This window comes from Campylobacter sp. RM16188 (genome assembly GCF_012978795.1).
Taxonomy (GTDB): Bacteria; Campylobacterota; Campylobacteria; order Campylobacterales; family Campylobacteraceae; genus Campylobacter_A; species Campylobacter_A canis.
Window position 1 is genome coordinate 22,416 of record NZ_LIWQ01000001.1, and the last position, 23,525, is coordinate 45,940.

Below are 23,525 nucleotides of genomic sequence, written 5' to 3' on the forward strand. Positions count from 1 at the left end.
TTTGTAATAAATTCTCTTAAAACAATACTTCTATTTTTAGCCAAAACATACCTAACTTAGGCTATCTCATCGCCCTGATAGAATTTAATATCGCTATTAGCGCTACGCCAACATCGCCAAAGACCGCCTCCCACATAGTTGCATATCCCAAAGCTCCCATTATCATGATCGCGACTTTCACGCCGAGTGCAAATACGATATTTTGCCAGACTATCGTGCGGGTTTTCTTGGCGATTTTGATTGCGGTTGCCACTTTTGATGGCTCGTCGTTCATTATGACGATATCGGCAGCTTCTATCGCCGCATCGCTTCCTGCCGCGCCCATAGCCACTCCCACGTCGGCTCTTGCAAGCACGGGCGCGTCATTTATGCCGTCTCCTACGAAAGCCACTTTGCCCTGCCCTGCTTTTTGGGCTAAAATTTCTTCCAAAATTTCAACTTTTTGCGTCGGTAAAAGCTCTGCAAAAAATTTTGTTATACTAAGTTTATTTGCGATGTTTTGGGCGATATTTTGATTATCGCCCGTTAGCATTACTATCTCTTTTGAGCCCTCTTTTTTGATTTGCAAAATTGCCTCTTTGGCATCTGTTTTTAGCTCGTCGGTTATTATAAATTTGCCTGCAAATTTACCGTCTATGGCTGCATAAAGCACCGTTTCAAGTTGAGTTGAAGCTTTGAATTTAACTCCTTGTGAGAGCATAAATTTAGCATTACCCGCCACTATCTCTTTGCCGTTTATGTTTGCTTTTATGCCCTGCCCCGCTATCTCTTCAAATTTAAGCACGAGCGACTCGTCTATGTTGCCGCCTACTCTTTCATACTCTTTTACGATCGAAGTTGCTACCGGGTGGGTTGAGAAAAATTCCGCGTGGGCTACTAGCTTTAGGAATTCCTCTTGGTTTTTTATTTGTAAAATTTTGTCGTTTAGCTCAATTTGGCTTACTTTAAAAATTCCCTTTGTGAGCGTTCCTGTTTTATCAAATACGACCGTGTCCACGCTGTTTAACGCCTCTAAATAGTTTGCACCCTTGATGAGTATGCCGTGCCTTGAAGCTCCTGCGATCCCGCCGAAAAACCCAAGCGGGATTGAAACCACAAGTGCGCAAGGGCATGAGATAACCAAAAACACAAGCGCTTTATAAACCCAAGCCGCAAGCTCTTCGTTAAACACAAGCGGCGGGACAAAGGCGATTATAAGAGCGATAAAAACTACGCTTGGCGTGTAGTATCTTGCAAATTTAGTGATGAAATTTTCGGTTTTTGATTTTTTAGAGCTTGCATTTTGCACGAGATCAAGTATCTTTGAAACCGTTGATTCGGCAAAAATTTTACTTACTTTTATCGTTACCAGCGCGCTTTTGTTTATATAGCCGCTTAGTGCGCTTTGCCCTACTCCGATCTCTTTTGGCAAAGATTCTCCTGTTAGCGCGGAGGTGTCAAAAGTCGAAAATCCCTCTACGATCTCGCCGTCAAGAGGCACTTTTTCGCCCGGTTTTACGACGATGAGATCTCCTATCTGAACCTTTTGAGGTGAGATTTTTTGCACCTGTGCGCCGAGTTTTAAATTTGCAAATTCAGGTCTTATGTCCATTAGTGAGGCGATTGATTTGCGAGATTTATTTACAGCCGTTTCTTGAAACAGCTCGCCTATCCTGTAAAAAAGCATAACCGCAACAGCTTCGGAGTACTCGCCTATGGCAAAAGCCCCGATCGTAGCTATACTCATAAGGAAATTTTCATCAAACACACGCCCTTTTATGATGTTTCTAGCGGCATTTGCCACAACTCCTCCGCCTATTATCAGGTAACTTATGAAAAGCAGGGCAAATTTAAGCCCATGATCAATAGGAGCGGCAAGAGCGAAGGCAAATATCACCGAACCCACCGCTATTTTAAGGGCTATGAGTTTTGTTTTGGTATTTTCTTGCAAGCTTTCATGCGAATTTAAATTCGCCTTTTTCTCACTTACTAGCACGCCATCTTCTATACTGTCAACGAGAGCTTGAATTTCTTTGATAAACTCATTTGTCTTTATTTTTTTGTCGCTTGTTATTGAAATTTTTTGCCCTAAAAAGTCTAAATTCGCCTCTTTGATACCGTGCATTTTTGCTATTTTCGCTTCGATCTTCGCAGCGCAATTAGCGCAAGTTAAATTTTCAATCGATAGAGTTATCTTGGTGCTCATTTTATCTCTCCATGATGTGTGTAAGCCCTTGTTCGATGATGCTTTTTACGTGTTCGTCATCAAGCGAATAATAAACCACCTTACCTTGCTTTTTGTGTTTAACTAACCTTCCTTGCTTGAGCACTCTAAGTTGATGTGAGATTGCCGAGTGACTCATGCCAAAAAGTGCCGCGATATCGCAGACACACATTTGCGATTTGGATAGCGCGCTTAAAATTTTTATCCTCGTCGTGTCGCCTAAAATTTTAAAAAAATCGCCAAGATCGTATAAGATTTCTTCGCTTTTCAGCTCGCTTCTTACTTTTTCTATCACATCTTGATGTATGATCGTGGTTTCACAAACTGCCTGTAAATCGCTGTTTTGTATATTTTCTTGCATTTTTTACCTTTATATATGAACAATTATTCATTTGAGCAAGTATATAACTTTAAAAATAGTTTGTCAAGGATGAAATTTGCTGAAATTAAAAGCCAAATTTAGTTTATTAACCCGCACGGCTTTTTAGCGATTAGGCTTATTTATCGTGCGAGTTTAAAAGTGTAAAATTTAGACTAGCGAGGCTTGATTACTAGCTTTTTGTATTCTGATTAGATCGTATTTTAGGATGATAAACCCAAGTGCGACCATGAAAATATCTTTTAGTATGAAACCATCTGGCTTGCCAAGCTGAGGAATTAGACTAAGTGTGACAAGACCTGTCATGATAACGATAAGTGAACCCAAAACTCCGGCTTTTGGCTTTTTATATCCAACCGCAAGAGCTATATACGCGATACTTTCAACAACTCCCAGAAAATAGCTTGCTCCGTGAAAGCCGAAAATAGTATAGAGAAAATTTAGCCAAGTGCCAGAGATGATCGGCTTTAAAAGCTCTACTTCAAATTCAAACCATTTGTAGTTGCCAAATAAAAACAGCACTAAGATGAGCGCAAATCTTGCGAATTTGATCTCGAATTCCGAATTTATAAATTTATGAATTAGATTTTGCATGTTTGTCCTATTTTTTAAAATTTGCAAAATTGTAATAAAAGAAGTGTTATGTAGTGTGAAATTTAAGAATTTAGCCGAAGAGAGTCGGCTAAATTTAGTAGCGAATTTTGTTGGTTTTTAAAAAATCCCTTAAGTCTTCGTATTCGCTGTTTTCAAAGTAGCGCCATTTGCCGGGCTTTAGCATACCAAGATCAACTCGGCCGAAACTAACGCGCTTCAGATCCATAACTTCAAGATCAAAATACCCAAAAAACCTTCTTAACTCTCGGTTTTTGCCCTCGTTTATGATGACTTTTAGCTTTGTGTATCCTCCGCTTGAGCCAAAAATTTTATACGCCAAAAAAGGCTTAAATTCCATTGATTTGATCTCGGTTTTAGCATGTGCGCCTTTGGTTGCATCTGCAGCGAAAAAGCCCTCTTGCATCGCGGTTATCACCTCCTGCCCTACTTCACCTTTCACTTTTAGATAGTACATTCTTTCTATGTCGCTTTCCATGAGCGCAGTTGCGATTGCAGGTGCGTCAGTTAGCAGCAAAAGCCCTTCGCTCGCATAATCAAGCCTTCCAACGCTTACAAATTTAGCAAAATTTCGCGGCAAACTATCATATATCGTCTTTCGTCCGCGATCATCTTTTTTGCTAACGAGCTCGCCTTTTTGCTTGTGATAGACGATCACTGTAAAATCCTTTTTAAGCTTGACCGGGCGACCGTTTATCTTAACTTTATCTTCATCGCTAACGCTTGTGGCAAGCTCGCTAACAACTCGGTTATTTACGCTAACTTTGCCGTTTTTGATTAGCTCGTCAGCCTCTCGGCGCGAGTAGCTTGTGTTGTGCGAGATAAATTTATTTAGTCTCATTTTTGAATTTTCCATCATAGCCCCAAGCTCGATAAATCGTGTATGTGTAGCACTCCGATCGGTCTTTCGCCCTCGTCAAGCACTATTAAAATTTGGATCTTATACTCTTCAATCAGCCTTAGCGAATCTATCGCTAACATCTCTTTGTTTGTTAGTGTTTTTGGTGTTTTGGTTGCGTAAGTTATCGCTTTTTCGTTGATGTCAAAGCTCTCGCTCATGAGCGCTCTACGCAAGTCCCCGTCGCTTAAAACGGCTTTTAATTTGCCCTCGCCATCAACCAGCAGTACATTGCCAAGCTTGCCGTGAGTCATCGTATCAATCGCGGTTTTTAAACTAACATTATCTTTTATAATCGGTAAATTTTGCGTTTTCATCACGTCTTTGACCTTGACAAATAGCCTCTTGCCAAGGCTTCCGCCCGGGTGGAAATTTGCAAAATCTTCTTGCCTAAATTCTCTTTTTCTCATCAGGCAAACCGCAAGCGCGTCGCCAAGTGCTAAGGTTAGTGTCGTTGATGTTGTTGGAGCGATATTTAGCGGGCAGGCCTCTTTGATGATGTCTAAATTTAAAAGTGCGTCGCTAAATTTGCCAAGGCTACTTTCCTTGCTCTTTGCCATGCCGATTATCTTGATACCAAATCGCTTGATATGCGGCAAAATTCGCACGAGCTCATCGCTCTCGCCGCTAAAGCTGATTGCTAAAACAACGTCATTTTCATCTATCATGCCAAGATCGCCATGCATCGCTTCGGTCGGGTGTATAAAAAAGCTTGGCGTGCCCGTGCTTGCAAGCGTGGCAGCTATCTTAGCGCCGATATGACCGCTTTTGCCGACTCCCGTTACGATAACCTTGCCTTTGGCGTTATACATCAAATTTACCGCTTCATCTATCTCGCTTCCAAGCTTGTTAGCCTGACGAATGAGCTCGGCGGCCTCTTCTTTTAGCACTTCGCTTGCGATTTGTATCATATCTTGCATTTTAAACCTTACATCAAATAAATTATCGGAACGATAGTCGGGTATTTTTTCACTTTTCTAAATATATGCTTTCTTATCACTTGCCGCACCTGGCTTTCAAGCATGCGGCTGTCTTTGAGAAGCTCCTCTTTTACGTTGCTTAAAAACTGCACGAGCACCTCTTCCATCTCTTTGCTAAATTCCCCGTCTTGCTTGTCTGCAACAAGACCGTAGCTAATTACACGCGGTTTGTTTATGAGCTTTTGGCTGTGGCGTGAAATTTGAGCGATGATCATTACTACGCCCGCTTCCGCCAAATTTTGGCGGTCGATAACGACATCATCTGAAATTTGCTTGTTGATTTGATTGTCTATAAAGACTTTACCTGTTTTAACGGTTTTTGCTCGTTTCATGTATTTTTGGCAAATTTCAACCTGATCGCCGTCACTCATAAGATATATGTTTCTTTCGTCCACTCCGCAGCTTATGGCTGTCTCTTTGTGTTTTGCGATGTGGTTGTATTCGCCGTGAACCGGAAGGAAAAATTTCGGCTTCGTTAGGCGTATCATGAGCTTTTGCTCCTCTTGCGCGGCGTGTCCGCTTACGTGAATTTCGCTAAAATCCTGATACGCTACGCTTGCGCCTGATTTTATTAAGAAATTTAGCACCGTCGATACGCTTCCTTCATTTCCCGGGATCGCCTTTGAGCTTATTATGATCTGATCGGTCGGCTTAATTTTTATATATTTATGCTCATCTGTCGCCATGCGATATAGCGCGCTCATCGTTTCGCCTTGGCTACCGGTGGTTACGATTAGCACCTCATTGTCTTTGTATTTGCCTACTTCATTTGCGTCTATGAAAATTTTCTTATCAAGCTTTACGTAGCCTAGCTCCATTGCGGTGTATAAGTTTCGCTCCATGCTTCTGCCGATGACGCAGACTTTGCGGTTATATTTAAGTCCCCACTCGATAGCCTGATATACGCGGTGGATGTTTGAACTAAATGTGCTCATTATCACGCGCCCTTTGGATTTGGCAAATATAGCGTCAAAGGTCTTTCCTACGCTGCTTTCGCTCTTTGTGATACCTTCTCTATAGCTGTTTGTGCTATCACTCATCAAGCACAGCACGCCTCGCTCTCCATAGTATGCGATACGTCCTAAGTCGGTCGGATAGCCGTCTATAGGCGTGTGATCTATCTTAAAGTCACCCGTGTGCAAGATCGTACCCGCCTTTGTCGTAATGGCAAGTGCCGATGAATCGATAATCGAGTGAGTTATATGTATCCACTCCACTTCAAAATCACCGATCAGATAAGGCTTGCGCTTTTCAACCGAGCGAAATAGCGAACGCTCCTGCTTTAGCCCATGCTCTTCAAATTTGTTATTTATCATTCCAAGCGGAAGAGGCGTGGCGTAGATAGGGAATTTAAACTCTTTGTAAAAATACGGCACCGCACCGATGTGATCTTCGTGGGCGTGAGTTATGATAACGCCTTTTATCTTGTCTTTTATCTTTCGCACGTAGTCAAAGTCAGGTATGAGTATATCAACTCCATGCATACTCTCGCTTGGAAAGCTCATGCCGATATCTACGATTATCGCGCTTGTTTCGGTCTCAAATACCGTCATATTTCCGCCGATCTCGCCAAGTCCGCCAAGAGGAGTTACACGGACTTTGTGATCGCTTGAATTTAGATATTTTAGCGGTTCAAGGCGAAGTTCATGAGTGGCTTTGTTCGCCTCTATCGCACTTGCGATGTCTTGTTGCCATTGCTCGCTACCGTTTAGTTTGGCCGGCAAATTTTTTTTCGGTTTTTTACTCTTTTTTGGCTTTTTAGTGTCATCGTTTGAGCCGTTTTGGTTATTTTGCTGAGTGCTAGCATTTTTATTTTCAGCGTTTTTCTTGCCGTTTTTTGAATTATTTTGAGAATTTTGTCCGCCATTTTGAGAATTTTGTTTTTTGTGCTGCTTTGAGTTGGCTTTTTTGCCGTTTTGTTTAGCGGAGCTTTCGTGGCTTTTATTTTGCGTTTCGCCGTCAAAAGAGGTCGCAAAAAAATTATCTATAACGTTATTGCTGGCTTTTTGTTCGGCACTTATTTCTGTATTGTTTTCGCCTTGATTGTTTTTGTTTTTCGGGCGAAATCTTCGCTTTTTATTGCTCTTTCCTTTGGAGACTACAACTTTGTCTTCGTTCATCTTTTACCTTTAATTTTTCAAATATTTTTAGATAAAGATTGACATCGATCTCGTGAGGACGTAAATTTTGGCTAAAATTTAGCTCGCCGTAAATTTCAGCCAGCAAGCATTTATCAAAATTTGCCGATAAATTTTTACTAAGCGTCTTTCTTGGTGCGCTAAAAGCGGTTTTTAGAAATTTTTTAAATTTTTCATACTCGAATTCGGTATTAAAAACAGCATTTTTGCCTATCAAATTTTTGCTTTTTTCGATCTTTATAACAGATGAGGTTACCTTTGGAGGCGGGTTAAAACACTCGCTTGGCACGTCAAAAAGTAGCTCACAGCCACCTTGAAGCGATGCTAAAATCGCCAGCGCGCTAAATTCGCTCTCACCGCCTTTGGCGCTAAATTTAACCGCGACCTCTTTTTGTATCATCACAACAAGTCCGCGACATCTCTCATCTTCAATAGCGTTTAAAATCATCTTGGTGGCGACGTAGTAGGGCAAATTTGCCGTTAAAAAGTAGTCTGTCTCACTCAAACCGCTTTCGTTCCACCGACTTAACGCATCTGCGCAAAAAAGTCTTAATCGTCCGTCTTTGATCTCTTTTGCAAACTTTTTTTCAAGCAGTTCGTAAAGCTCGCCGTCTATCTCGTAGCTCGTAACCGAATCTGAAATTTGCAAAATTTTTGACGTCAAATCACCTAAGCCAGGCCCAATTTCTACTATGTTTTGCATATCTTTGGGAATCGATTGGATGATTTTGTTCAGCACATTTTGATCGTGTAAAAAATTTTGTCCAAAATGTTTCTTTGCCTTGATCATTTGGCAAATTTATCCAAACTTTGCTTATAAAAAGTTTATTTTGAAAAATAAATATCATTACGGATTTGTTTTTTATCGAAATTTGGACGAAATTTTAGCCTTGAATTTTTGGCATATTTATGATAATAACTCTTAAGATTCTTCTTATAAATAATGTAATAGAATTTTCAGTAATATTTTATATAAGGCTTTTTATGAACGCTATTGAAGTAAAGAACGTCACGCATTTTTACGGCAAAAAGCTGATTTACGAAAATTTGAGTTTTAACGTAAAGCAGGGCAGCGTGTTTGGGATTTTGGGCAGAAACGGCGTGGGTAAGAGCACGCTTATAAATATCCTAATGGGCTACATCCGTCCAAAAAGCGGCGAGTGCAGGGTGCTTGGCAAAAATAGCTTCAGCCTTGACAGCGAAGCCAAGCGCGATATCGCCTTGCTATTTGAGGGATTTACGAGCTTTGATCATCTAAGTATCGCGCAATATGAGGAGTTTTTATCCGCGTTTTATCCGCGCTGGGACAGCAAAATTTATAACGATTTGGCAAAGCTTTTAAAACTCGGCAAGGATCAAAAGCTAAATTCCATGTCGTTTGGGCAAAAGTCCCAAGTTATCCTTGCTTCGCTGTTTGCGCAAGATGCCAAGGTGCTTATATTTGATGATTATTCCATGGGGCTTGATACGGGATATAGGCGGCTTTTTGGCGATTATCTGAAGGACTATCTTGACGGCAAGGATAAGACCGTGATCGTCACAAGCCACGTAATGAGCGATCTTGAAAATTTGATCGATGAGTTTTTGATTGTTGAGCGAGGAGGGCGAATTTTTCAAAGCAAGATGAGCGAATTTATGAGCAAATTTAAGGTGTATAAGCTGCCGAAAGAATTTGATACAAGCGGAAAAAATTTCAAAAACATAGATGAATTTAAACATCATAAAATGGCTTACGGATTTGTAGATATCGATGGATTTGAGGCGCAAAATGCAAGTTTTGAGGATAAATTTTTAGGCTTTGTAGGCAGATACGAGTAGAAGGAGGGTGAAGTGAGGTCGATATTTTTAAAAGAGATTACAAGACTCGGGCTGTTTTTTGGATTTTTGATTTTGGTTTTGGCTCTGTTTTTTGCTTGGTTTAGCTTTGATCTTGGCTACAAATTCGGAGCCATTCACCCAGAATCAGTCATCTGGTACGGCTATGTGTTTTTTGATAACGAGCCGGAATTTGTAACTTTTGCGGCTATTTCGGCAAGCTTTGTCTGTGTGGCTTTGGCGCAGTTTTTACCGCAACGAAACCGTATAAAATGCCTGCTTCATCTGCCTGTGTCAAGCTTTCAAATTTTGATTTGGCACTATATTTTTGCCGCCTTGTTTTTTGTGGTTATTTGGGCTGTTTTTGGCGCTTGGCTTGTGTTTTTGGCAAGCAAATTTTATCCTATCGTCATCACAAAAGAGATTTTTATAAATTGGTGTTATTTTTGCTTAAGTTCGGCAGTTTTTTATATATTTACAAGCTCGGCGTTAATTGATAAAAAAAGCCTTAGAGCGGCTATCTCAAGCGTTATTTTTGTCATAATCTGCTTTGCGGTTGCGTTTTATTTTAAGAGTTTTATCCTTATTTTTATTTTACTTTTGCTTTCCGTTTTGCTTGGGTTTAATGCTCTTATATCTCACAAGGAAACCTCGATAAATTTAGCCTTTTTGTCGTTGATTTACGCAGGAATTTTAGCCGTAGCGGGATTTGGCGGATATAAATTTTACGAGCAGAAATTCGCAAACAAATCCGAAAGGTATTATATATTTTACTCGCCGAGCCTAAAAGAATTTGTATTTCAAGAGAATTTGGGCGGGCATTATTTCGCTTACAGAAGCGCTAGTGGAAAGGTTTTTAAAAACGAAACGGAGTATAAAAACGAGCTTGCCTTTAACTACTATATGGACTTAAAACAGCAAGGCAAAATGCCCGTTAAAATCGGCGATGAGGTATTTAGCGAGACTGATATAAGGCAGGCTAGGATGTCGATGACTTACGCACCAAAGGACGGAGTGCCGATTGAAATTCCGCTCTATCCGCTCTTTAACCCCGATCCTAAAATTTCAGCCATACCTTTTAGTGATGATATGATTTATTTTGATAAGGATAAATTTCGCGTTTTTCATCATGACGGTGACGAGGAGGGCGAATTTAGCCAAATTTTAAATAAAGAGGCTAAAAATTTGGGTGTGAAATTTCCGATTCAGGCTGTTTTTGGAAGATTTACTAACCTAAAGCCTTTTGATGCGGGAGTGTTTTTTAAGGATAATTCGGGCGAGTTTTTTAATATCAAAATTTATGATAACAATGTAAGTTTTGAAGTAGTTAAGAGCCTTAAAAATTTTGAGTATCTGCATATAAACGAGAGTAAAAATAGCGAATTTATGGGGCTTGCATTTAATGTAGGCAAGATTTATCTATTTAGCAAAGAGTATGAGCTAAAAGAGCTTGAAACGACCAAATTTGATCCGGATACAATGCGTCTTAGAATAAGCTTTGATCCGAAATTTTTACAAGTGAGATTTGATGACGGCAAGGACTACCGTGCGTTTGTTTTTGACAAGGATAACTTTAAGAAAATTGATGAAATTCATCTTAAAGCGCCTTAAATTTGAGCCGTTTTAAAAATGCTTAGTAATTGTAAAATTTGGCTAAAATAAAGCCACGAAACTTTTATCCAAGGAGAGAGTTATGAAGAAATTTAGTCTTGCAGTTTGCTTTGTTGCGCTATCATTTGGCGCTTTAAACGCTCACCCGCTCATCCCTGAGACCGATAGGAGCGTGCAGGTCTATAAAAGAGACGCGCTAGTTCCTTGGAATCGTGAAAATGCAGGCGGAGGCACGGGGCCTTTGCTTGGGGATTTTGCGTATAACCGTCATCAGACAGGCGATCAAGACGCTTTTAGAGAGATAGGATGGCTAACCTTGCCAAAGGGCGCCTCCATAGGGCTTCATAAGCATATCGATAACGAAGATGTCTATATCATCATTTCGGGCAAAGGGGTGTTTACAGACTCTCACGGCAAGCAGACCGAAGTGAGCGCAGGTGACGTAACTATCGCTCGTCCCGGACAAAGCCATGCTTTAGCAAATACGGGCGAAGAGCCGCTTGTGTTTATAAATGTGGTCGCAAAAACGCAAATTTCAGATAAAAAATAAAATTTTTAGAGCAAGCTTTTTAAATTTGGCTTGCTCTTATCTGCTTTTTCTTGCTTTGATCTTCTGGCGGTTATTAAGTAAATTTTTGATAAAATCGGCAAAAATCACTTAAAGGGTAAGCCGTGAATAAATTTGCCAAACGCATAATCCCATGCCTTGACGTTAAAGACGGTCGTGTTGTAAAGGGCGTAAATTTCGTAGGTCTTGTAGATGCCGGAGATCCTGTGGAGATAGCCAAAAGATACAACGAAGAGGGTGCCGATGAGCTAACGTTTCTTGACATCACGGCGACTCACTTGGGGCGAGACACCATCGTGGACGTGGTAGAAAAAGTGGCTCGCGAGCTTTTTATCCCGCTAACGGTTGGCGGAGGTATCAAGACTCTTGATGATATTTCACGGCTTTTAAACGTGGGGTGCGATAAGATAAGTCTAAACTCGGCAGCCATTCATAATCCGAATTTAATAGACGAAGCCGCCAAGAAATTCGGCTCTCAGTGCGTCGTAGTGGCCATTGACGCGAAGAGTTTTGATGAGGATTATCACGTCTTCATAAACGGCGGCAGGATAGATACGGGCAAGGAGGCTCTTGCTTGGGCGAAAGAGGCTAAAGATCGTGGCGCAGGTGAAATTTTACTGACCACGATGGATAAAGACGGCACTAAAAGCGGTTATGATTTGCGTATTACTAAGCTTTTTAGCAAGCTTGGCATACCTGTAATAGCAAGTGGCGGAGCGGGCAATATGCAGCATTTTAAAGAGGCGTTTTTGGCAGGCGCCGATGCTTGTTTAGCCGCTTCGATTTTTCACTTTAGGGAAGTAGAAATAAAAAAACTTAAAGAGTATCTGCGTGAAAACGGGATTGAAGTTAGGCTGTGATGGCTAAATTTGCTTTTTATAGTTTTAATTTTATGAATTTGAAATTTTCAAGCTTTAGTCTTGAGGGACTTAAAAAATGATAATCTCCGCCGGTCAAAATGAAATTTTTGATTTTGCTTTGCCTATGGGGGTAGGACTTGTCGATATGAGCATAAATTTGACAAAATTTTTATGTGAAAATCAGCGAAATTTGCCTGATGAGATTTTATTTGTAGGTTCGGCAGGCATTTATAAAGATGGAAAAATTTTTGGAATTTATGAGAGTACGGTTGGTGCAAACATCGAAATTTCAAGCTTGGAAGACAAAAGCTATACTCCATGCAAGAAAGAAATTTCATCAATACAAATTTGTGACAAAAATTTAAACACCAAAGTTTCACATGAAACTATCCGAGTAAATTCTTCAAACTTTATCACGACTGATGAAAATTTGGCATATAGGCTTGCCGAGCTTGGCTATGCTCTGGAAAATATGGAATTTTTTGCAGTTTTAAAAGTTGCGACAAAATTTAAAATTCCCGCCAGAGGTATCTTTGTCGCAACAAATTTTTGCAACCAAAACGCACACGAGGACTTTGTAAAAAATCACCAAAAAGCCAAAGAGATACTTATAAATTCACTTAAAGAGAGAAATTTGATATGAAAAATCTGCTTGATTATACACTTGATGAGCTTGAGAGTGAATTTAGCCCCAAATTTCGTGCCAAACAAATTTATGAGTGGATTTATAAGAAAAATGCAAATTCGTTTGACGAGATGTTAAATTTGCCCAAAGCTATGCGAGAGCATCTTAGAGGAGAGTTTTATTTCGATCCACTTAAATGCGTAAAAGCCGAACAGAGTAGTGACGGTTCTATAAAGTATCTTTTTGAACTAAAAGACGGATACCGAATCGAAAGTGTTCTTTTGCCCATGAAAGAGGAGCAAAGCGATGAAGACGGCAGGCTAACACGGAATGCTCGCTATACTATATGTGTTAGTTCGCAGGTTGGCTGTAGAATGGGATGTTCGTTTTGTCTGACTGCTAAAGGCGGACTAACGCGCAACCTAACGCCCGGAGAGATCGTAGGTCAAATTTTGTGGATAAAAAAAGCTAACAATATACCTTATGAGAGGCGAATAAATATCGTTTATATGGGCATGGGCGAACCTCTTGATAATCTTACTAACGTTAGTAAGGCGATAAAAATTCTTATGGAAAATGACGGACTTGCCATAGGTGCAAGACGTCAGACCGTTTCAACTAGCGGGCTTGGCTCACAGATAAAAAAGCTTGGAGAGATGGATTTAGGTGTGTTGTTAGCGATATCGCTGCATGCCGTTACAGACGAGCTTAGAACGAAACTAATGCCTATAAATAAAGCTTACAATATCGAAGCGGTTATGCAGGCTGTTAGAGAATTTCCTATCGATATGCGCAAACGGGTTATGTTTGAGTATCTTGTTATCAAGGATATGAATGACAGCATTAAGGATGCCAAAAAGCTTGTCAAGCTACTTCACGGCATCAAAGCAAAGGTAAATTTGATATATTTTAATCCTCATGAAGGAAGTTTGTATAAACGACCAGAGCTTGAGGATATGCTTAAATTTCAAGAGTATCTTAGGGATCATGGCGTAACTTGTACTATTCGCCAAAGCAAAGGCCTTGATATTTCTGCTGCTTGCGGACAACTCAAAGAGAGGAATGAGAGCATATGACGGCTCTTGATATCGCTCAGATTGTTTTTATCTCTATTGTTGTTGTTTTGGGACTATCTCTTATGGTAAAAGTTATGTTTTTTGAAGATATGGATCAAAAATAATACTAACTTTTAATTTTGTTAGTTAAATTTCACTAACAAAATTTAGCTTTTTACTAAGCTCGGTGAGCAAATTTCTCTTTCGCAAGATTATAAAATTCTCTTTTTGCATCAAATTTTGTCTCTATGTCATAAATTTGATCTTCTAACTCAAATGAAATTCTATCCGAATGAAGTAAAAGCCTTGAAGCGCCTGTTAAATTTATGCGCTCGATCTCACTCATATCTTTATCTAAAATTTTGATTATCTGCTCTTTTTGTAATCCGTAAAGCGGGTCGCCTAAAATTTTTCGTTCTACGTGAAACAAATGCAGGCGAATTTGGTGTTGTCTTCCCGTAAGCGGAATAGCCCTAACAAAGGTCGCGTCAATATCTTCAAAGTATTCTAGGGGTGAAATTTCAGTGATCGCCTCTTTACCGTTTTCGCAAATTTGCATTCTCATCTTGACGTCGTCATAATCGTTTGCTAGATCCATCTTGGCGTTTATGGTTAAATTTGTAGAAATTTTGCCTGAGACCATCGCGACATAGCTTTTTGCAACTTTTCTATTCTCAAAGAGCTTTTTTAATTGAATTTGCGAAATTTTATCTCGCGCTACTACGATTAACCCGCTCGTCTCGAAATCCAAGCGATGCGCCACACTTGCTTCACGCCCGTATAAGTACCAAATTTCATCGTTGAGCGAGTATTCGCAATTTCTGCCGTTTGGGTGACTTAAAACTCCGCTTGGTTTGTCAAAAACTGCAAATTTATCGCACTCAAATATCGGCTTTAGTCCGCGTGGGTTAGTTTCGTAATCAATAAGGCAAATTTCACCGCTTAAAATAGCGTTTTTTTCACTCACTACTATTCCGTTGCAAATTAACCTTCCCTTATCGATAAGCCGTTGAGCCTCTCTCATAGAAAAGCCCGAATTTATCAAAATTTCATAGGCTTTTTGCCGGTTTGCGCGCGCGATAAATCTATTAACGTATGGCAAATTTAACTCTTTAATTTAAATTTTATTAAATAACCAAATATGAAATTTAAGTTCAAATTTAGCCGTTTATAACCCGTCTTTCAGGGCAGTTTTTGTATAATTTTTTTCTTAAAAAATTATACAAAAATATTCATAAAAGGCTAATTATGGTAGAACGATACTCTCGCAAAGAGATGGCTGATAAGTGGAGTATGCAGGCTAAGTATGACGCTTGGCTAAAGGTTGAGATAGCGGCGGTCAAGGCTTGGAACAAGCTTGGGTTTATAAGCGATGAGGATTGTGAAAAGATAGCTAAAAACGCAAAATTTGACATTGCCAGAATAGACGAGATAGAAAAGACCACGAAGCATGACGTTATAGCATTTTTAACTAGTATTAGCGAGAGTTTGGGAGATGAGAGTCGTTTTGTGCATTATGGCATGACAAGTAGCGATTGTATCGATACGGCTGTTGCTTTGCAGGTAAGAGATAGCCTAGAGCTTATCATAAAAGATGTTGAGAATTTGATGAGTGCCATCAAAAAACGCGCTTATGAGCATAAACATACATTAATGGTTGGCAGAAGTCATGGAATTCACGGCGAGCCGATCACATTCGGGCTTGTGCTTGCGATCTGGTATGACGAGATAAAAAGAGGTCTTGAACTTATAAAAAATGCAAAAGAGGTCATAAGCTACGGTAAAATTTCAGGCGCAATGGGAAATTTCGCTCACGCTCCGCTTGAGCTTGAAGAATTTACTTGCGCCGAGCTTGGATTAAGCTGCGCGCCGGCAAGCAATCAAGTTATCCAGCGCGACCGCTATGCTCACGTTATAAACGCCATCGCAATCCTTGCTTCAAGCTGCGAAAAGATAGCCGTAGCCGTTCGCCACTATCAGCGCACGGAAGTTTATGAGTGCGAGGAGTATTTCAGCGCCGGACAAAAAGGCTCAAGCGCGATGCCGCACAAGCGAAATCCGGTTCTAAGCGAAAATATCACCGGTCTTTGCCGGGTTCTTAGAGGCTACATTATGCCTATGCTTGAAAACGTAGCGCTTTGGCACGAGCGCGATATCAGCCACAGCTCTGTTGAGAGATTTGTACTGCCTGATGCATTTATAACGGCTGATTTTATGCTGGTTCGCCTTACAAATTTGATAGAAAATTTAGTCGTTTATCCTGAAAATATGATGAAAAATTTAAATCTAACGGGTGGGCTTGTCTTTTCTCAGCGCGTGCTTTTAGAGCTTCCAAAGCGCGGAATTTCACGCGAAGATGCCTATAAAATCGTGCAAAGAAACGCGATGAAAGTTTGGGCTGATTTGCAGCAAAACAAGCCTGCGATAAATGAAAAAGGTGAGAGCTTGTATCTGCAGAATTTGCTAAATGACGAGGATTTAAATAAAGCGCTTAGCGAGGATGAGATAAAGGCTTGTTTTGAGTATAGCTACTATACGAAAAATGTTGATAAAATTTTTGCAAGAGTGTTTAAATAATAATTTTAGCGGCTCAAACTGGACTTAATGTCTGGTTTGAGCTTTTTTATTTTAATTAAACCGCTTGCGGATGAATAACTTAAATTTAATAACAAACAGAACAAAAAGATAAGGAAGTAAGTGAAAGTCATAAAACGTAACGGAAGAGCTGAAGAGCTTGATATAAGTAAGATCAAAAAATACACAGGTGCCGCGGTTGAAGGGCTGGAAAATGTAAATTTAAGCGAGCTTGAGGTTGATGCGAAGATTCAGTTTCGTGACATGATAACGACCGAAGAGATCCAGCAAACACTCATCAAGACCGCCGTGGACAAGATAGATATAGACCGTCCTAACTGGACTTTTGTCGCGGCGCGTCTGTTTTTATACGATCTTTATCATAAGGTTACGGGTTATAACGGCTACAATCATCTGCGCGAATACTTTGAAAAGGGCGAGAAAGCAGGGCGCATTATCCCCGGACTTAAAGAAAAATACGATTTGGACGATCTAAACGCCTACATTAGGCCTGAGCGCGACTTGCAGTTTGCCTATCTTGGCATAAAGACGCTTTATGATCGCTATTTGATTAAGGATAGCAAGGGTATGCCTATCGAGCTTCCGCAGCAGATGTTTATGGCTATTGCGATGTTTTTAGCGCAAAATGAGCTTGATTCTCAGGGTTGGGCTAAGAAATTTTACGACCTTATCAGCAAATTTGAAGTCATGCTTGCAACTCCTACTCTTTCAAATGCCCGCACAACTCGCCACCAGCTAAGTAGCTGTTATATCGGAAGCACACCTGATAATATCGAAGGGATTTTTGATAGTTACAAAGAGATGGCGCTTTTAAGCAAATTTGGAGGCGGTATCGGCTGGGATTGGTGCAAGGTACGCGCTATGGGCGGCAGTATCGACGGACATAAAAACGCCGCAGGAGGAATTATACCTTTTCTAAAAGTAACTAACGACATAGCCGTAGCGGTCGATCAGCTTGGCACGAGAAAGGGGGCTATAGCCGTATATGTCGAGCCTTGGCATATGGATGTCGGGGATTTCTTAGACCTTCGCAAAAATTCGGGCGAAGAAAGACGCAGGGCGCACGAGTTATTCCCGTCGCTGTGGATAAATGATCTCTTTATGAAGCGACTTAAGTCAAATGATCGCTGGACGCTATTTGACCCTGCGCAAGTTAGTGATCTGTGCGACCTGTATGGCGAAGAATTTGAAAAGCGTTATGTGGAATATGAAAATGACGAAAGTATCCAGAAAAACACTATTTTAGCCAAAGAGCTTTGGAAGAAAATTCTAACCAGTTACTTTGAGACGGGCATGCCGTTTTTGTGCTTTAAGGATAATGCAAACAGAGCCAATCCAAACGATCACGACGGGCTTATCAGAAGCTCAAATTTATGCACCGAAATTTTCCAAAATACCGAGCCGAATTATTACAAGATCAAAATAACTTTTGATAATGGCGAAGAGATGGTGTTTGATGAGGAAGATGACGTTACTATTGATAGTGGCATAACGAAAAAGGCTAAGAAGCTAAGCGCGCTTGACAGCATAGACAAAAAGCAAATTTTCATCGTTGAGAAAGAAAACGTAGAGGGTAAAACAGCGGTTTGTAACCTGGCAAGCATAAATTTAAGCAAGATAAATTCCAAAGAGGATATCAAGCGAGTAGTGCCGATCGCCGTTAGAATGCTTGATAATGTAATCGATCTAAATTTCTATCCGCACAAAAAAGTAAAACATACGAATTTATCCTCTCGCTCGATCGGACTTGGCGTGATGGGCGAAGCGCAAATGCTCGCGCTTAAAGGCATCAAATGGGGCAGCTACGACCACTTAGCCTTGATAGATAGCATAATGGAAAATATCAGCTACCAAGCTATCTACTCAAGCTCAAATTTAGCCGTTGAAAAGGGTAAATACCCGACTTTTGAAGGCTCAAAATGGAGCAAAGGAATCTTCCCTATAGATGTAGCAAACGAAAATGCAAAAGCTCTCGTAAATCGCGGAGGGCTGTTTGATGAGGATACTTGCGATTGGGATTGGTTGAGGCAGAAGGTTAAAACCGATGGCATGAGAAACGGCTACTTAATGGCTATCGCGCCGACTAGCTCGATATCTATCCTTGTGGGCACCACACAGACGATTGAGCCTGTGTATAAACGCAAGTGGTTTGAGCAGAATTTAAGCGGTATGATACCGACTGTCGTGCCTGATCTAAGCCCTGATACGTGGCAGTTTTACACGCCTGCATATGAGCTTGATCAAAGAGTCTTGGTAAAAGCCGGTGCTATCCGCCAAAAGTGGATAGATCAAGGACAAAGCCTAAATATCTTCATGAGCCTTGATAAGGCAAGTGGCGGCTATCTGAACGAAATTTACACACTTGCTTGGGAACTTGGACTTAAATCAACCTACTATCTACGCTCCGAAAGCCCTGATAGCAACAAAGTAAATAATGTAGCCGATCGCTCTATTGAGTGTGAGGGGTGCCAGTAAACTTGCGGACTTATAGAAAGTCTGCAAAACATATAAATTTTATATTGGAGCTGGGGTTATGTCGAGATGGTCTGAAGGAATTGAACAATCTAAACAATATATCGAACAAATAAAAAATGCCCTTAATGAGAAGTATCCATTAGAAAATGCAAGTGATAATACTAAAATAGAAGTTGCTAGAGCAAGAAAAGCAATTGAGTTTGTTTCTAAATGCATAAAGATAATAGATCCGGATTTAACTACTGCAAACTTTATAGATGAAATAAATTCCATGCTAGGAACAATTTTATCATATATTGATTCAGTGTACGATATGGTTTCAATAAACAACAATATTGATAGTTTGTTACAAAAAATAAATCAATATACTCCGATTAAATTTATTAAATTTTCAAGTCAAGATATAAGCGATATGATTACCGCGTATTCCAATACGATTGAAAATTCACTTAATGAAATAAATTTTCCGGAAACAAAGAATAATATTGAGCAAATAAAACAATACAAACAAGAACTGCTAGAAAGCGAAAGCAGTATAAAATACCAAATAGATCAGGTAAAAAATGACATAGACGACAAACATGCAGCAATTTCTAGTATATACGATGAGCTAGATAAAGAAAATAATCAATCTATTTACAATAAAATTTTGGATATACAAAAAGGAACACAAAAGATACTTGAAGGTGTAATAGTATCCAATGATGAAATAACTAAAAAGCTTACCGAAGCAACGGAGGCAAATGAAAAAATAGATGACAAATTAAAAGAACTTGGTAAATTTTATACTAAAATTTTTGGACAAAAAGTAGTTGATGAAAACGGAGAAGAAATCTTTAAAAACGGAATAGATGAGAGTGTCAATAAAAATTTACAAAATATGATAAATCTCTATGAAGAATTTAAAGATAAATTTGAAGAGCTTTATCATATTGGAACAAACGCTAGTCTAGCTTCGTCTTATGAAACAGAAAGAAAATCTTTTAAATGTCCTAAAATACTATGGACTTGGATTACCATGCTATGTATTATCTTAATGTTATTTATAGGATTATGTGCTTTTAAAGCTACAGATGATATGACTTTTGAAAAATTAATTTTATCTATGTTGTATAAAATGCCTATTTATTTACCATTAATATGGATAGCTATTTTTGCTATGAAAAGAAGGACGGAAGCGGCAAGGCTAGAACAGGAATATGCTCACAAAGTAGCAATAGCTAGTTCATATGAAAGCTATAAAACACAAATTGATAAACTGGAACTAGATGATAAAAGCAAAGAATTGTTACAATCTTTAATGGGCAAAACTCTTGAAATAATTGCAAAAAATCCGAGTGATGTAATAAATATAAAAACAGATGAGAGCTCGCCAATATTTGACTTAATAAAAAAATATTTTTTACAAATAGAAAACGATAAAAAATAATACTTTATCTGTAAATTTTCTTTAGATTTCCCAAATTCGCACTCAAATTTAAAAGCATAAAATCAGCTATCACAAGCCTTGCCATCGCGGTTGCAACGACGCTTCCACGGATACCGATACACGGATCGTGTCTACCGCGAAGCTCGCAGATTGCATTTTCGCCGTGGATATTTTGTGTTTGTTGAGCAAGAAATATCGAAGGAGTCGGCTTAAAATGCGTAGTTATTAAAATTTCAGCCCCCGTGCTCATGCCTCCAAGTATTCCGCCTGCGTGATTTGAGAGAAAGCCCGCTTTATTCATGCAGTCGTTATTCTCGCTTCCTAGCATTGCGCTTGCTTTTACGCCCTCGCCGATTTCTACTGCTTTTACTCCGTTTATGCTCATCATCGCAGCAGCAAGTCTTGCGTCAAGCTTGTCGTATAACCCTTCGCCAAGCCCGGCAGGAGCGTTTAAAATTCTCGTTATGACGCTAGCCCCCACGCTGTCGTGAGCTTGTTTAGTTTTTAAAATCTCATCCATCATCAAATTTTCTTTATCAAGGGCAAAAATTTCAGAGCTTTTAGCTGCTTCAAAGTTAAATTTCTCAGCCTTTATAAGCCCCACTCCGCTTACACCGCTCTCTACTTTCACGCCAAATTCATTTAATAAAATTTGAGCAAACGCCCCGCCCGCCACTCGCACGGCAGTTTCTCTTGCAGAGCTTCGTCCGCCGCCTCTGTGGTCGCGAATTGCGTATTTTTTAAAGTATGTATAATCAGCATGTCCCGGGCGAAAAATTTCACGCAAATTCTCATAATCTTTTGATTTTTGATTTTCGTTGTAGATGACAAATCCGATCGGCGTGCCTGTGCTAACGCCTTCAAAAATCCCGCTTAAAATTTCGATTTTGTCGCCTTCTTTTCTTGCGGTGGCGAATTTCGACTGCCCCGGCTTTCGCTTATCAAGCTCGCTTTGTAAGAACTCCTCATCTATCTTAACTCCCGCAGGAAATCCGTCAAGCACGCCGCCGATTGCCGCTCCGTGACTCTCGCCGAAGGTTGTTAAAATAAGCTTTCGTCCGAATGAATTCATGATTTGTCCTTGATCTTTTCTATCGCCGTTTTGGCGGCTAGCTGCTGGGCTTCTTTTTTGCTTTTGCCGATGGCTCGAGAAATTTCAACTTCTTTTAGCAAAAGCGCGATCTCAAATTCCTTCTTGTGATCAGGTCCAAATGAGCGCACGAGCTTGTATTCGGGTGTTACGCCAAGCTTGGCTTGAGTGATTTCTTGCAAAGTCGTTTTATAATCCTTGGTCAAATTTTTAAGATCGATATCAGGATAGCATATCTCAAAGAGCCTTATGGCTACGCTATTAACCTTCTCAAAACCGCTTTCTATGTAAATAGCTCCCATAACCGCCTCAAAAGCGTCTGATAGTATCGAAATTTTCTCGCGTCCGCCGTTGTTTTCTTCGGCTGCGGATATAAATATATGCTCGCCTAAATTCAGATAGCTTGCCAAATTTGCAAAGCTTTTTTCATTGACAAGTGCGGCGCGAAGCTTGCTCATATCGCCTTCGTCGGTGTTTTTAAATTTGCGAAATAAGTAATCAGCTATCACCAGATCCATCACCGCATCGCCTAAAAATTCAAGCCGTTCGTTGTTTTTGCCTTTTTTACAGCTTTTGTGCGTAAGCGCGTTTTTTAGGTTATTTATCTCTTTAAATTTGTATCCCAGCTTTTCTTCGAGTGTTTTTAAATTTTGCATTTTTGTAGGTTGCCTTCATCTTTTATCTTAGTTGCCGCCTGCCTTGCTAGCGTGTCGCAACGCTCATTTTGCGGATGTCCGTTGTGAGCTTTAACCCGTGTGGCACGGATGTCGTGAGGTTTTGAAATTTCTAAAAACTCTTGCCACATCGGGACGTTTTTTACGTTTTTAAATGCCTTTTTTACCCAGCCTTCAAGCCACTCGTTTATCGCGTTTGCCACGTATGAGCTATCGGTGTAAAGCTTAACGACGCAAGGCTCTTTTAGAGCTTTTAGACCTTCGATAACAGCCCTAAGCTCCATTTGATTGTTAGTTGTCATGGCTTCGGCTCCGCTTGCTTCTTTTATGTGTTTGCCGTATTCTAGGATATATGCCCAACCACCTGCGCCCGGGTTATTAAGGCATGAGCCGTCGCTAAAAAGGCATACTGTTTTCATTGGATTTTTCCGTGATATGAGGCAAAATTTGAGCGCTTCCTAGCTCGTGACAGATCGGACAGCGGTAAAAATGAAGCGGAAAGGAGTTTTTGCAATTTTTACAGATGTAATTAAAGCTAAGATCGGCTTTGTTAAAGCCCGCTTTTTTTAAATTCGTCATCACTTCAAGCTCAAATCCAAGCTCTTTTGCCGGCTCGTCGCTTAAATTTTTAGCGTAAAATAGCGATTTATACTCTTCATCGCTTAAATTTACCGCCCGCTCTTGTCTGTAGATGATATCAAAAACGTCTTTTAATGGCGGAAAATCAGGGAAATTTACGATATCCGCTCCTTTTTGCAGCCAGTTTTCAAGAGCCATGCGATTGGCAAGAGTAAATTTGTCTTTAAGCTTTAAAATTTTATCGGTTTTTTCTTCCAGACTCATCTGCCTATCTATCAAAATTTTCATGATATCGATATAGGCTTTTTGGGATTTGACGTCAAGTCCAAGCTCTTCAAGCGCATCAAGAGCGTTTAGCGCTTCGTCATACTCTTTTAATTTTTCATAAACGACTGTTAGAAATTTAAGCGCGGTTTGGTTGCGCGGAGATAGCTTTAACGCTTCTAAAAATATATCTCTAGCTTTTTGCAAAAAACCCGCTTTGAAAAATACCTGCCCCAAATCCGTAAAAATAGGCTCTTTTTCGCTTTTGCTCTTTGCTTTGCTAAGTGCGATCGAGTAGATGTTTATCGCCTTTTCGAAGTAACCGCTCTTTGCAAACGTGTTTGCTAGAAAACAAAGAGAGGCACTATCTACTTCAAATTTGACAAGCATATCTTTATGCTCGCTGCTAAGCCCTTCGGTTTTGTCAAATTTCTTTAAAAATTTCTCCAGCTCCTGCTTTTCGTCTTTGTTTCTAAAAACACCCCAGATGTAGCTTAAAACGGCTATCATAAGGACAAGCGAAACAAACACGACAAGCCCGAAAATCGGATCTCTAAACTCTATAAAAAATATATCCAATGTAAATTCCAACGCTAAATTTTTAAGCTTATTATAGCAAAAATGTCGTTTGGTTTTATTCCCGCTTGTCTTTGGTGCCCAGTTTAGCTTCATAAA

The 23,525-nt window shown here is 40.0% G+C and carries 21 protein-coding genes; 9 read left to right on the top strand and 12 right to left on the bottom strand.

The genetic code is table 11. From position 1 onward, the window contains the following. Nucleotides 1–61: 61 nt before the first annotated feature. The 7 genes from CDOM16188_RS00185 to rsmA form a co-directional block, all read right to left on the bottom strand. Entirely contained in the window at nucleotides 62–2,185 is a 2,124-nt protein-coding gene (locus tag CDOM16188_RS00185; protein WP_172197089.1) for a heavy metal translocating P-type ATPase, read from the bottom strand. A 1-nt stretch (nucleotide 2,186) separates the two neighbouring features. After that, on the bottom strand, nucleotides 2,187–2,564 hold the full coding sequence (locus CDOM16188_RS00190; protein ID WP_172197092.1) for a metalloregulator ArsR/SmtB family transcription factor: 378 nt from the start codon (nucleotides 2,562–2,564) through the stop codon (nucleotides 2,187–2,189). A gap of 168 nt (nucleotides 2,565–2,732) precedes the next feature. Continuing rightward, complete coding sequence (locus CDOM16188_RS00195; RefSeq protein WP_172197095.1) at nucleotides 2,733–3,176, bottom strand: DUF417 family protein; 444 nt, start codon at nucleotides 3,174–3,176, stop codon at nucleotides 2,733–2,735. A gap of 94 nt (nucleotides 3,177–3,270) precedes the next feature. Next, nucleotides 3,271–4,035 (bottom strand): pseudouridine synthase, encoded by a 765-nt coding sequence (locus CDOM16188_RS00200; RefSeq protein WP_172197482.1) that lies wholly within the window; start codon nucleotides 4,033–4,035, stop codon nucleotides 3,271–3,273. Between the two features lie 14 nt (nucleotides 4,036–4,049). Then, a complete protein-coding gene (locus CDOM16188_RS00205; RefSeq protein ID WP_172197098.1) occupies nucleotides 4,050–5,012 on the bottom strand; it encodes an SIS domain-containing protein in 963 nt (320 codons plus the stop codon). Between the two features lie 8 nt (nucleotides 5,013–5,020). Continuing rightward, a complete protein-coding gene (locus tag CDOM16188_RS00210; protein ID WP_172197101.1) occupies nucleotides 5,021–7,192 on the bottom strand; it encodes a ribonuclease J in 2,172 nt (723 codons plus the stop codon). Next, nucleotides 7,149–8,000, bottom strand: coding sequence for a 16S rRNA (adenine(1518)-N(6)/adenine(1519)-N(6))-dimethyltransferase RsmA (gene rsmA, locus CDOM16188_RS00215; RefSeq protein ID WP_172197104.1), 852 nt, complete (start codon nucleotides 7,998–8,000; stop codon nucleotides 7,149–7,151). The genes CDOM16188_RS00210 and rsmA overlap by 44 nt, the downstream gene beginning before the upstream one ends. A 194-nt stretch (nucleotides 8,001–8,194) precedes the next feature. Here rsmA and CDOM16188_RS00220 point away from each other — a divergent pair, with 194 nt between their 5' ends. The 6 genes from CDOM16188_RS00220 (at nucleotide 8,195) to rlmN (ending at nucleotide 13,765) form a co-directional block, all read left to right on the top strand. Then, nucleotides 8,195–9,028 (top strand): ATP-binding cassette domain-containing protein, encoded by an 834-nt coding sequence (locus tag CDOM16188_RS00220; RefSeq protein WP_172197107.1) that lies wholly within the window; start codon nucleotides 8,195–8,197, stop codon nucleotides 9,026–9,028. Between the two features lie 12 nt (nucleotides 9,029–9,040). Beyond that, a complete protein-coding gene (locus CDOM16188_RS11450; RefSeq protein ID WP_172197110.1) occupies nucleotides 9,041–10,636 on the top strand; it encodes a DUF4857 domain-containing protein in 1,596 nt (531 codons plus the stop codon). Nucleotides 10,637–10,718: 82 nt separating this feature from the next. After that, nucleotides 10,719–11,186 (top strand): cupin domain-containing protein, encoded by a 468-nt coding sequence (locus CDOM16188_RS00230; RefSeq protein WP_172197113.1) that lies wholly within the window; start codon nucleotides 10,719–10,721, stop codon nucleotides 11,184–11,186. A gap of 122 nt (nucleotides 11,187–11,308) precedes the next feature. Continuing rightward, a complete protein-coding gene (hisF, locus tag CDOM16188_RS00235) occupies nucleotides 11,309–12,064 on the top strand; it encodes an imidazole glycerol phosphate synthase subunit HisF (protein WP_172197116.1) in 756 nt (251 codons plus the stop codon). Nucleotides 12,065–12,140: 76 nt separating this feature from the next. Then, nucleotides 12,141–12,707: a purine-nucleoside phosphorylase gene (locus CDOM16188_RS00240; RefSeq protein WP_172197119.1), complete on the top strand. Its 567-nt coding sequence runs from the start codon at nucleotides 12,141–12,143 to the stop codon at nucleotides 12,705–12,707. Beyond that, the gene (rlmN, locus tag CDOM16188_RS00245) at nucleotides 12,704–13,765 is read left to right on the top strand and encodes a 23S rRNA (adenine(2503)-C(2))-methyltransferase RlmN (RefSeq protein ID WP_172197122.1); all 1,062 of its coding nucleotides are present in this window, start codon (nucleotides 12,704–12,706) and stop codon (nucleotides 13,763–13,765) included. The genes CDOM16188_RS00240 and rlmN overlap by 4 nt, the downstream gene beginning before the upstream one ends. 157 nt (nucleotides 13,766–13,922) lie before the next feature. Here the strand turns inward: rlmN and CDOM16188_RS00250 are convergent, their stop codons facing one another. Next, entirely contained in the window at nucleotides 13,923–14,846 is a 924-nt protein-coding gene (locus CDOM16188_RS00250; protein ID WP_172197125.1) for an RNA pseudouridine synthase, read from the bottom strand. 146 nt (nucleotides 14,847–14,992) lie between these two features. Between CDOM16188_RS00250 and purB the strand changes: the two genes are divergently transcribed. The 3 genes from purB (at nucleotide 14,993) to CDOM16188_RS00265 (ending at nucleotide 20,243) form a co-directional block, all read left to right on the top strand. Then, nucleotides 14,993–16,321, top strand: a complete 1,329-nt coding sequence (purB, locus tag CDOM16188_RS00255) for an adenylosuccinate lyase (RefSeq protein WP_172197127.1) — start codon at nucleotides 14,993–14,995, stop codon at nucleotides 16,319–16,321. 120 nt (nucleotides 16,322–16,441) lie between these two features. After that, the gene (locus CDOM16188_RS00260) at nucleotides 16,442–18,814 is read left to right on the top strand and encodes a ribonucleoside-diphosphate reductase subunit alpha (protein ID WP_172197129.1); all 2,373 of its coding nucleotides are present in this window, start codon (nucleotides 16,442–16,444) and stop codon (nucleotides 18,812–18,814) included. A 58-nt stretch (nucleotides 18,815–18,872) separates the two neighbouring features. Further along, nucleotides 18,873–20,243 carry a hypothetical protein gene (locus CDOM16188_RS00265; protein ID WP_172197131.1) on the top strand — a complete coding sequence of 457 codons (1,371 nt, stop codon included), beginning with the start codon at nucleotides 18,873–18,875 and terminating at the stop codon, nucleotides 20,241–20,243. 4 nt (nucleotides 20,244–20,247) lie between these two features. On the opposite strand, the gene aroC is transcribed toward CDOM16188_RS00265, so the two are convergent. From aroC to CDOM16188_RS00285, 4 genes are read right to left on the bottom strand one after another with little or no spacing between them, the layout of a single operon-like run. Next, the gene (gene aroC, locus CDOM16188_RS00270; protein ID WP_172197133.1) at nucleotides 20,248–21,315 is read right to left on the bottom strand and encodes a chorismate synthase; all 1,068 of its coding nucleotides are present in this window, start codon (nucleotides 21,313–21,315) and stop codon (nucleotides 20,248–20,250) included. Next, complete coding sequence (gene rnc / locus CDOM16188_RS00275) at nucleotides 21,312–21,989, bottom strand: ribonuclease III (protein WP_172197135.1); 678 nt, start codon at nucleotides 21,987–21,989, stop codon at nucleotides 21,312–21,314. Before rnc ends, aroC begins: the two co-directional genes overlap by 4 nt. Beyond that, nucleotides 21,977–22,426 (bottom strand): ribonuclease HI, encoded by a 450-nt coding sequence (rnhA, locus tag CDOM16188_RS00280; protein WP_172197137.1) that lies wholly within the window; start codon nucleotides 22,424–22,426, stop codon nucleotides 21,977–21,979. Before rnhA ends, rnc begins: the two co-directional genes overlap by 13 nt. Further along, nucleotides 22,404–23,522 (bottom strand): hypothetical protein, encoded by a 1,119-nt coding sequence (locus tag CDOM16188_RS00285; protein ID WP_253908101.1) that lies wholly within the window; start codon nucleotides 23,520–23,522, stop codon nucleotides 22,404–22,406. The genes rnhA and CDOM16188_RS00285 overlap by 23 nt, the downstream gene beginning before the upstream one ends. Nucleotides 23,523–23,525 lie beyond the last annotated feature (3 nt).

Excerpts from the sequence above, each read along its gene's own strand:
- CDOM16188_RS00205 (WP_172197098.1), bottom strand. The coding sequence starts at position 5,012 with ATGCAAGATATGATACAAATCGCAAGCGAAGTGCTAAAAGAAGAGGCC.
- CDOM16188_RS00210 (WP_172197101.1), bottom strand. The coding sequence starts at position 7,192 with ATGAACGAAGACAAAGTTGTAGTCTCCAAAGGAAAGAGCAATAAAAAG.
- CDOM16188_RS00285 (WP_253908101.1), bottom strand. The coding sequence starts at position 23,522 with ATGAAGCTAAACTGGGCACCAAAGACAAGCGGGAATAAAACCAAACGA.
- CDOM16188_RS00265 (WP_172197131.1), top strand. The coding sequence starts at position 18,873 with ATGTCGAGATGGTCTGAAGGAATTGAACAATCTAAACAATATATCGAA.
- CDOM16188_RS00220 (WP_172197107.1), top strand. The coding sequence starts at position 8,195 with ATGAACGCTATTGAAGTAAAGAACGTCACGCATTTTTACGGCAAAAAG.
- CDOM16188_RS00240 (WP_172197119.1), top strand. The coding sequence starts at position 12,141 with ATGATAATCTCCGCCGGTCAAAATGAAATTTTTGATTTTGCTTTGCCT.
- rsmA (WP_172197104.1), bottom strand. The coding sequence starts at position 8,000 with ATGATCAAGGCAAAGAAACATTTTGGACAAAATTTTTTACACGATCAA.
- aroC (WP_172197133.1), bottom strand. The coding sequence starts at position 21,315 with ATGAATTCATTCGGACGAAAGCTTATTTTAACAACCTTCGGCGAGAGT.
- CDOM16188_RS00200 (WP_172197482.1), bottom strand. The coding sequence starts at position 4,035 with ATGAGACTAAATAAATTTATCTCGCACAACACAAGCTACTCGCGCCGA.
- CDOM16188_RS00195 (WP_172197095.1), bottom strand. The coding sequence starts at position 3,176 with ATGCAAAATCTAATTCATAAATTTATAAATTCGGAATTCGAGATCAAA.
- CDOM16188_RS00190 (WP_172197092.1), bottom strand. The coding sequence starts at position 2,564 with ATGCAAGAAAATATACAAAACAGCGATTTACAGGCAGTTTGTGAAACC.
- CDOM16188_RS00185 (WP_172197089.1), bottom strand. The coding sequence starts at position 2,185 with ATGAGCACCAAGATAACTCTATCGATTGAAAATTTAACTTGCGCTAAT.
- purB (WP_172197127.1), top strand. The coding sequence starts at position 14,993 with ATGGTAGAACGATACTCTCGCAAAGAGATGGCTGATAAGTGGAGTATG.
- CDOM16188_RS00230 (WP_172197113.1), top strand. The coding sequence starts at position 10,719 with ATGAAGAAATTTAGTCTTGCAGTTTGCTTTGTTGCGCTATCATTTGGC.
- rlmN (WP_172197122.1), top strand. The coding sequence starts at position 12,704 with ATGAAAAATCTGCTTGATTATACACTTGATGAGCTTGAGAGTGAATTT.
- rnhA (WP_172197137.1), bottom strand. The coding sequence starts at position 22,426 with ATGAAAACAGTATGCCTTTTTAGCGACGGCTCATGCCTTAATAACCCG.
- rnc (WP_172197135.1), bottom strand. The coding sequence starts at position 21,989 with ATGCAAAATTTAAAAACACTCGAAGAAAAGCTGGGATACAAATTTAAA.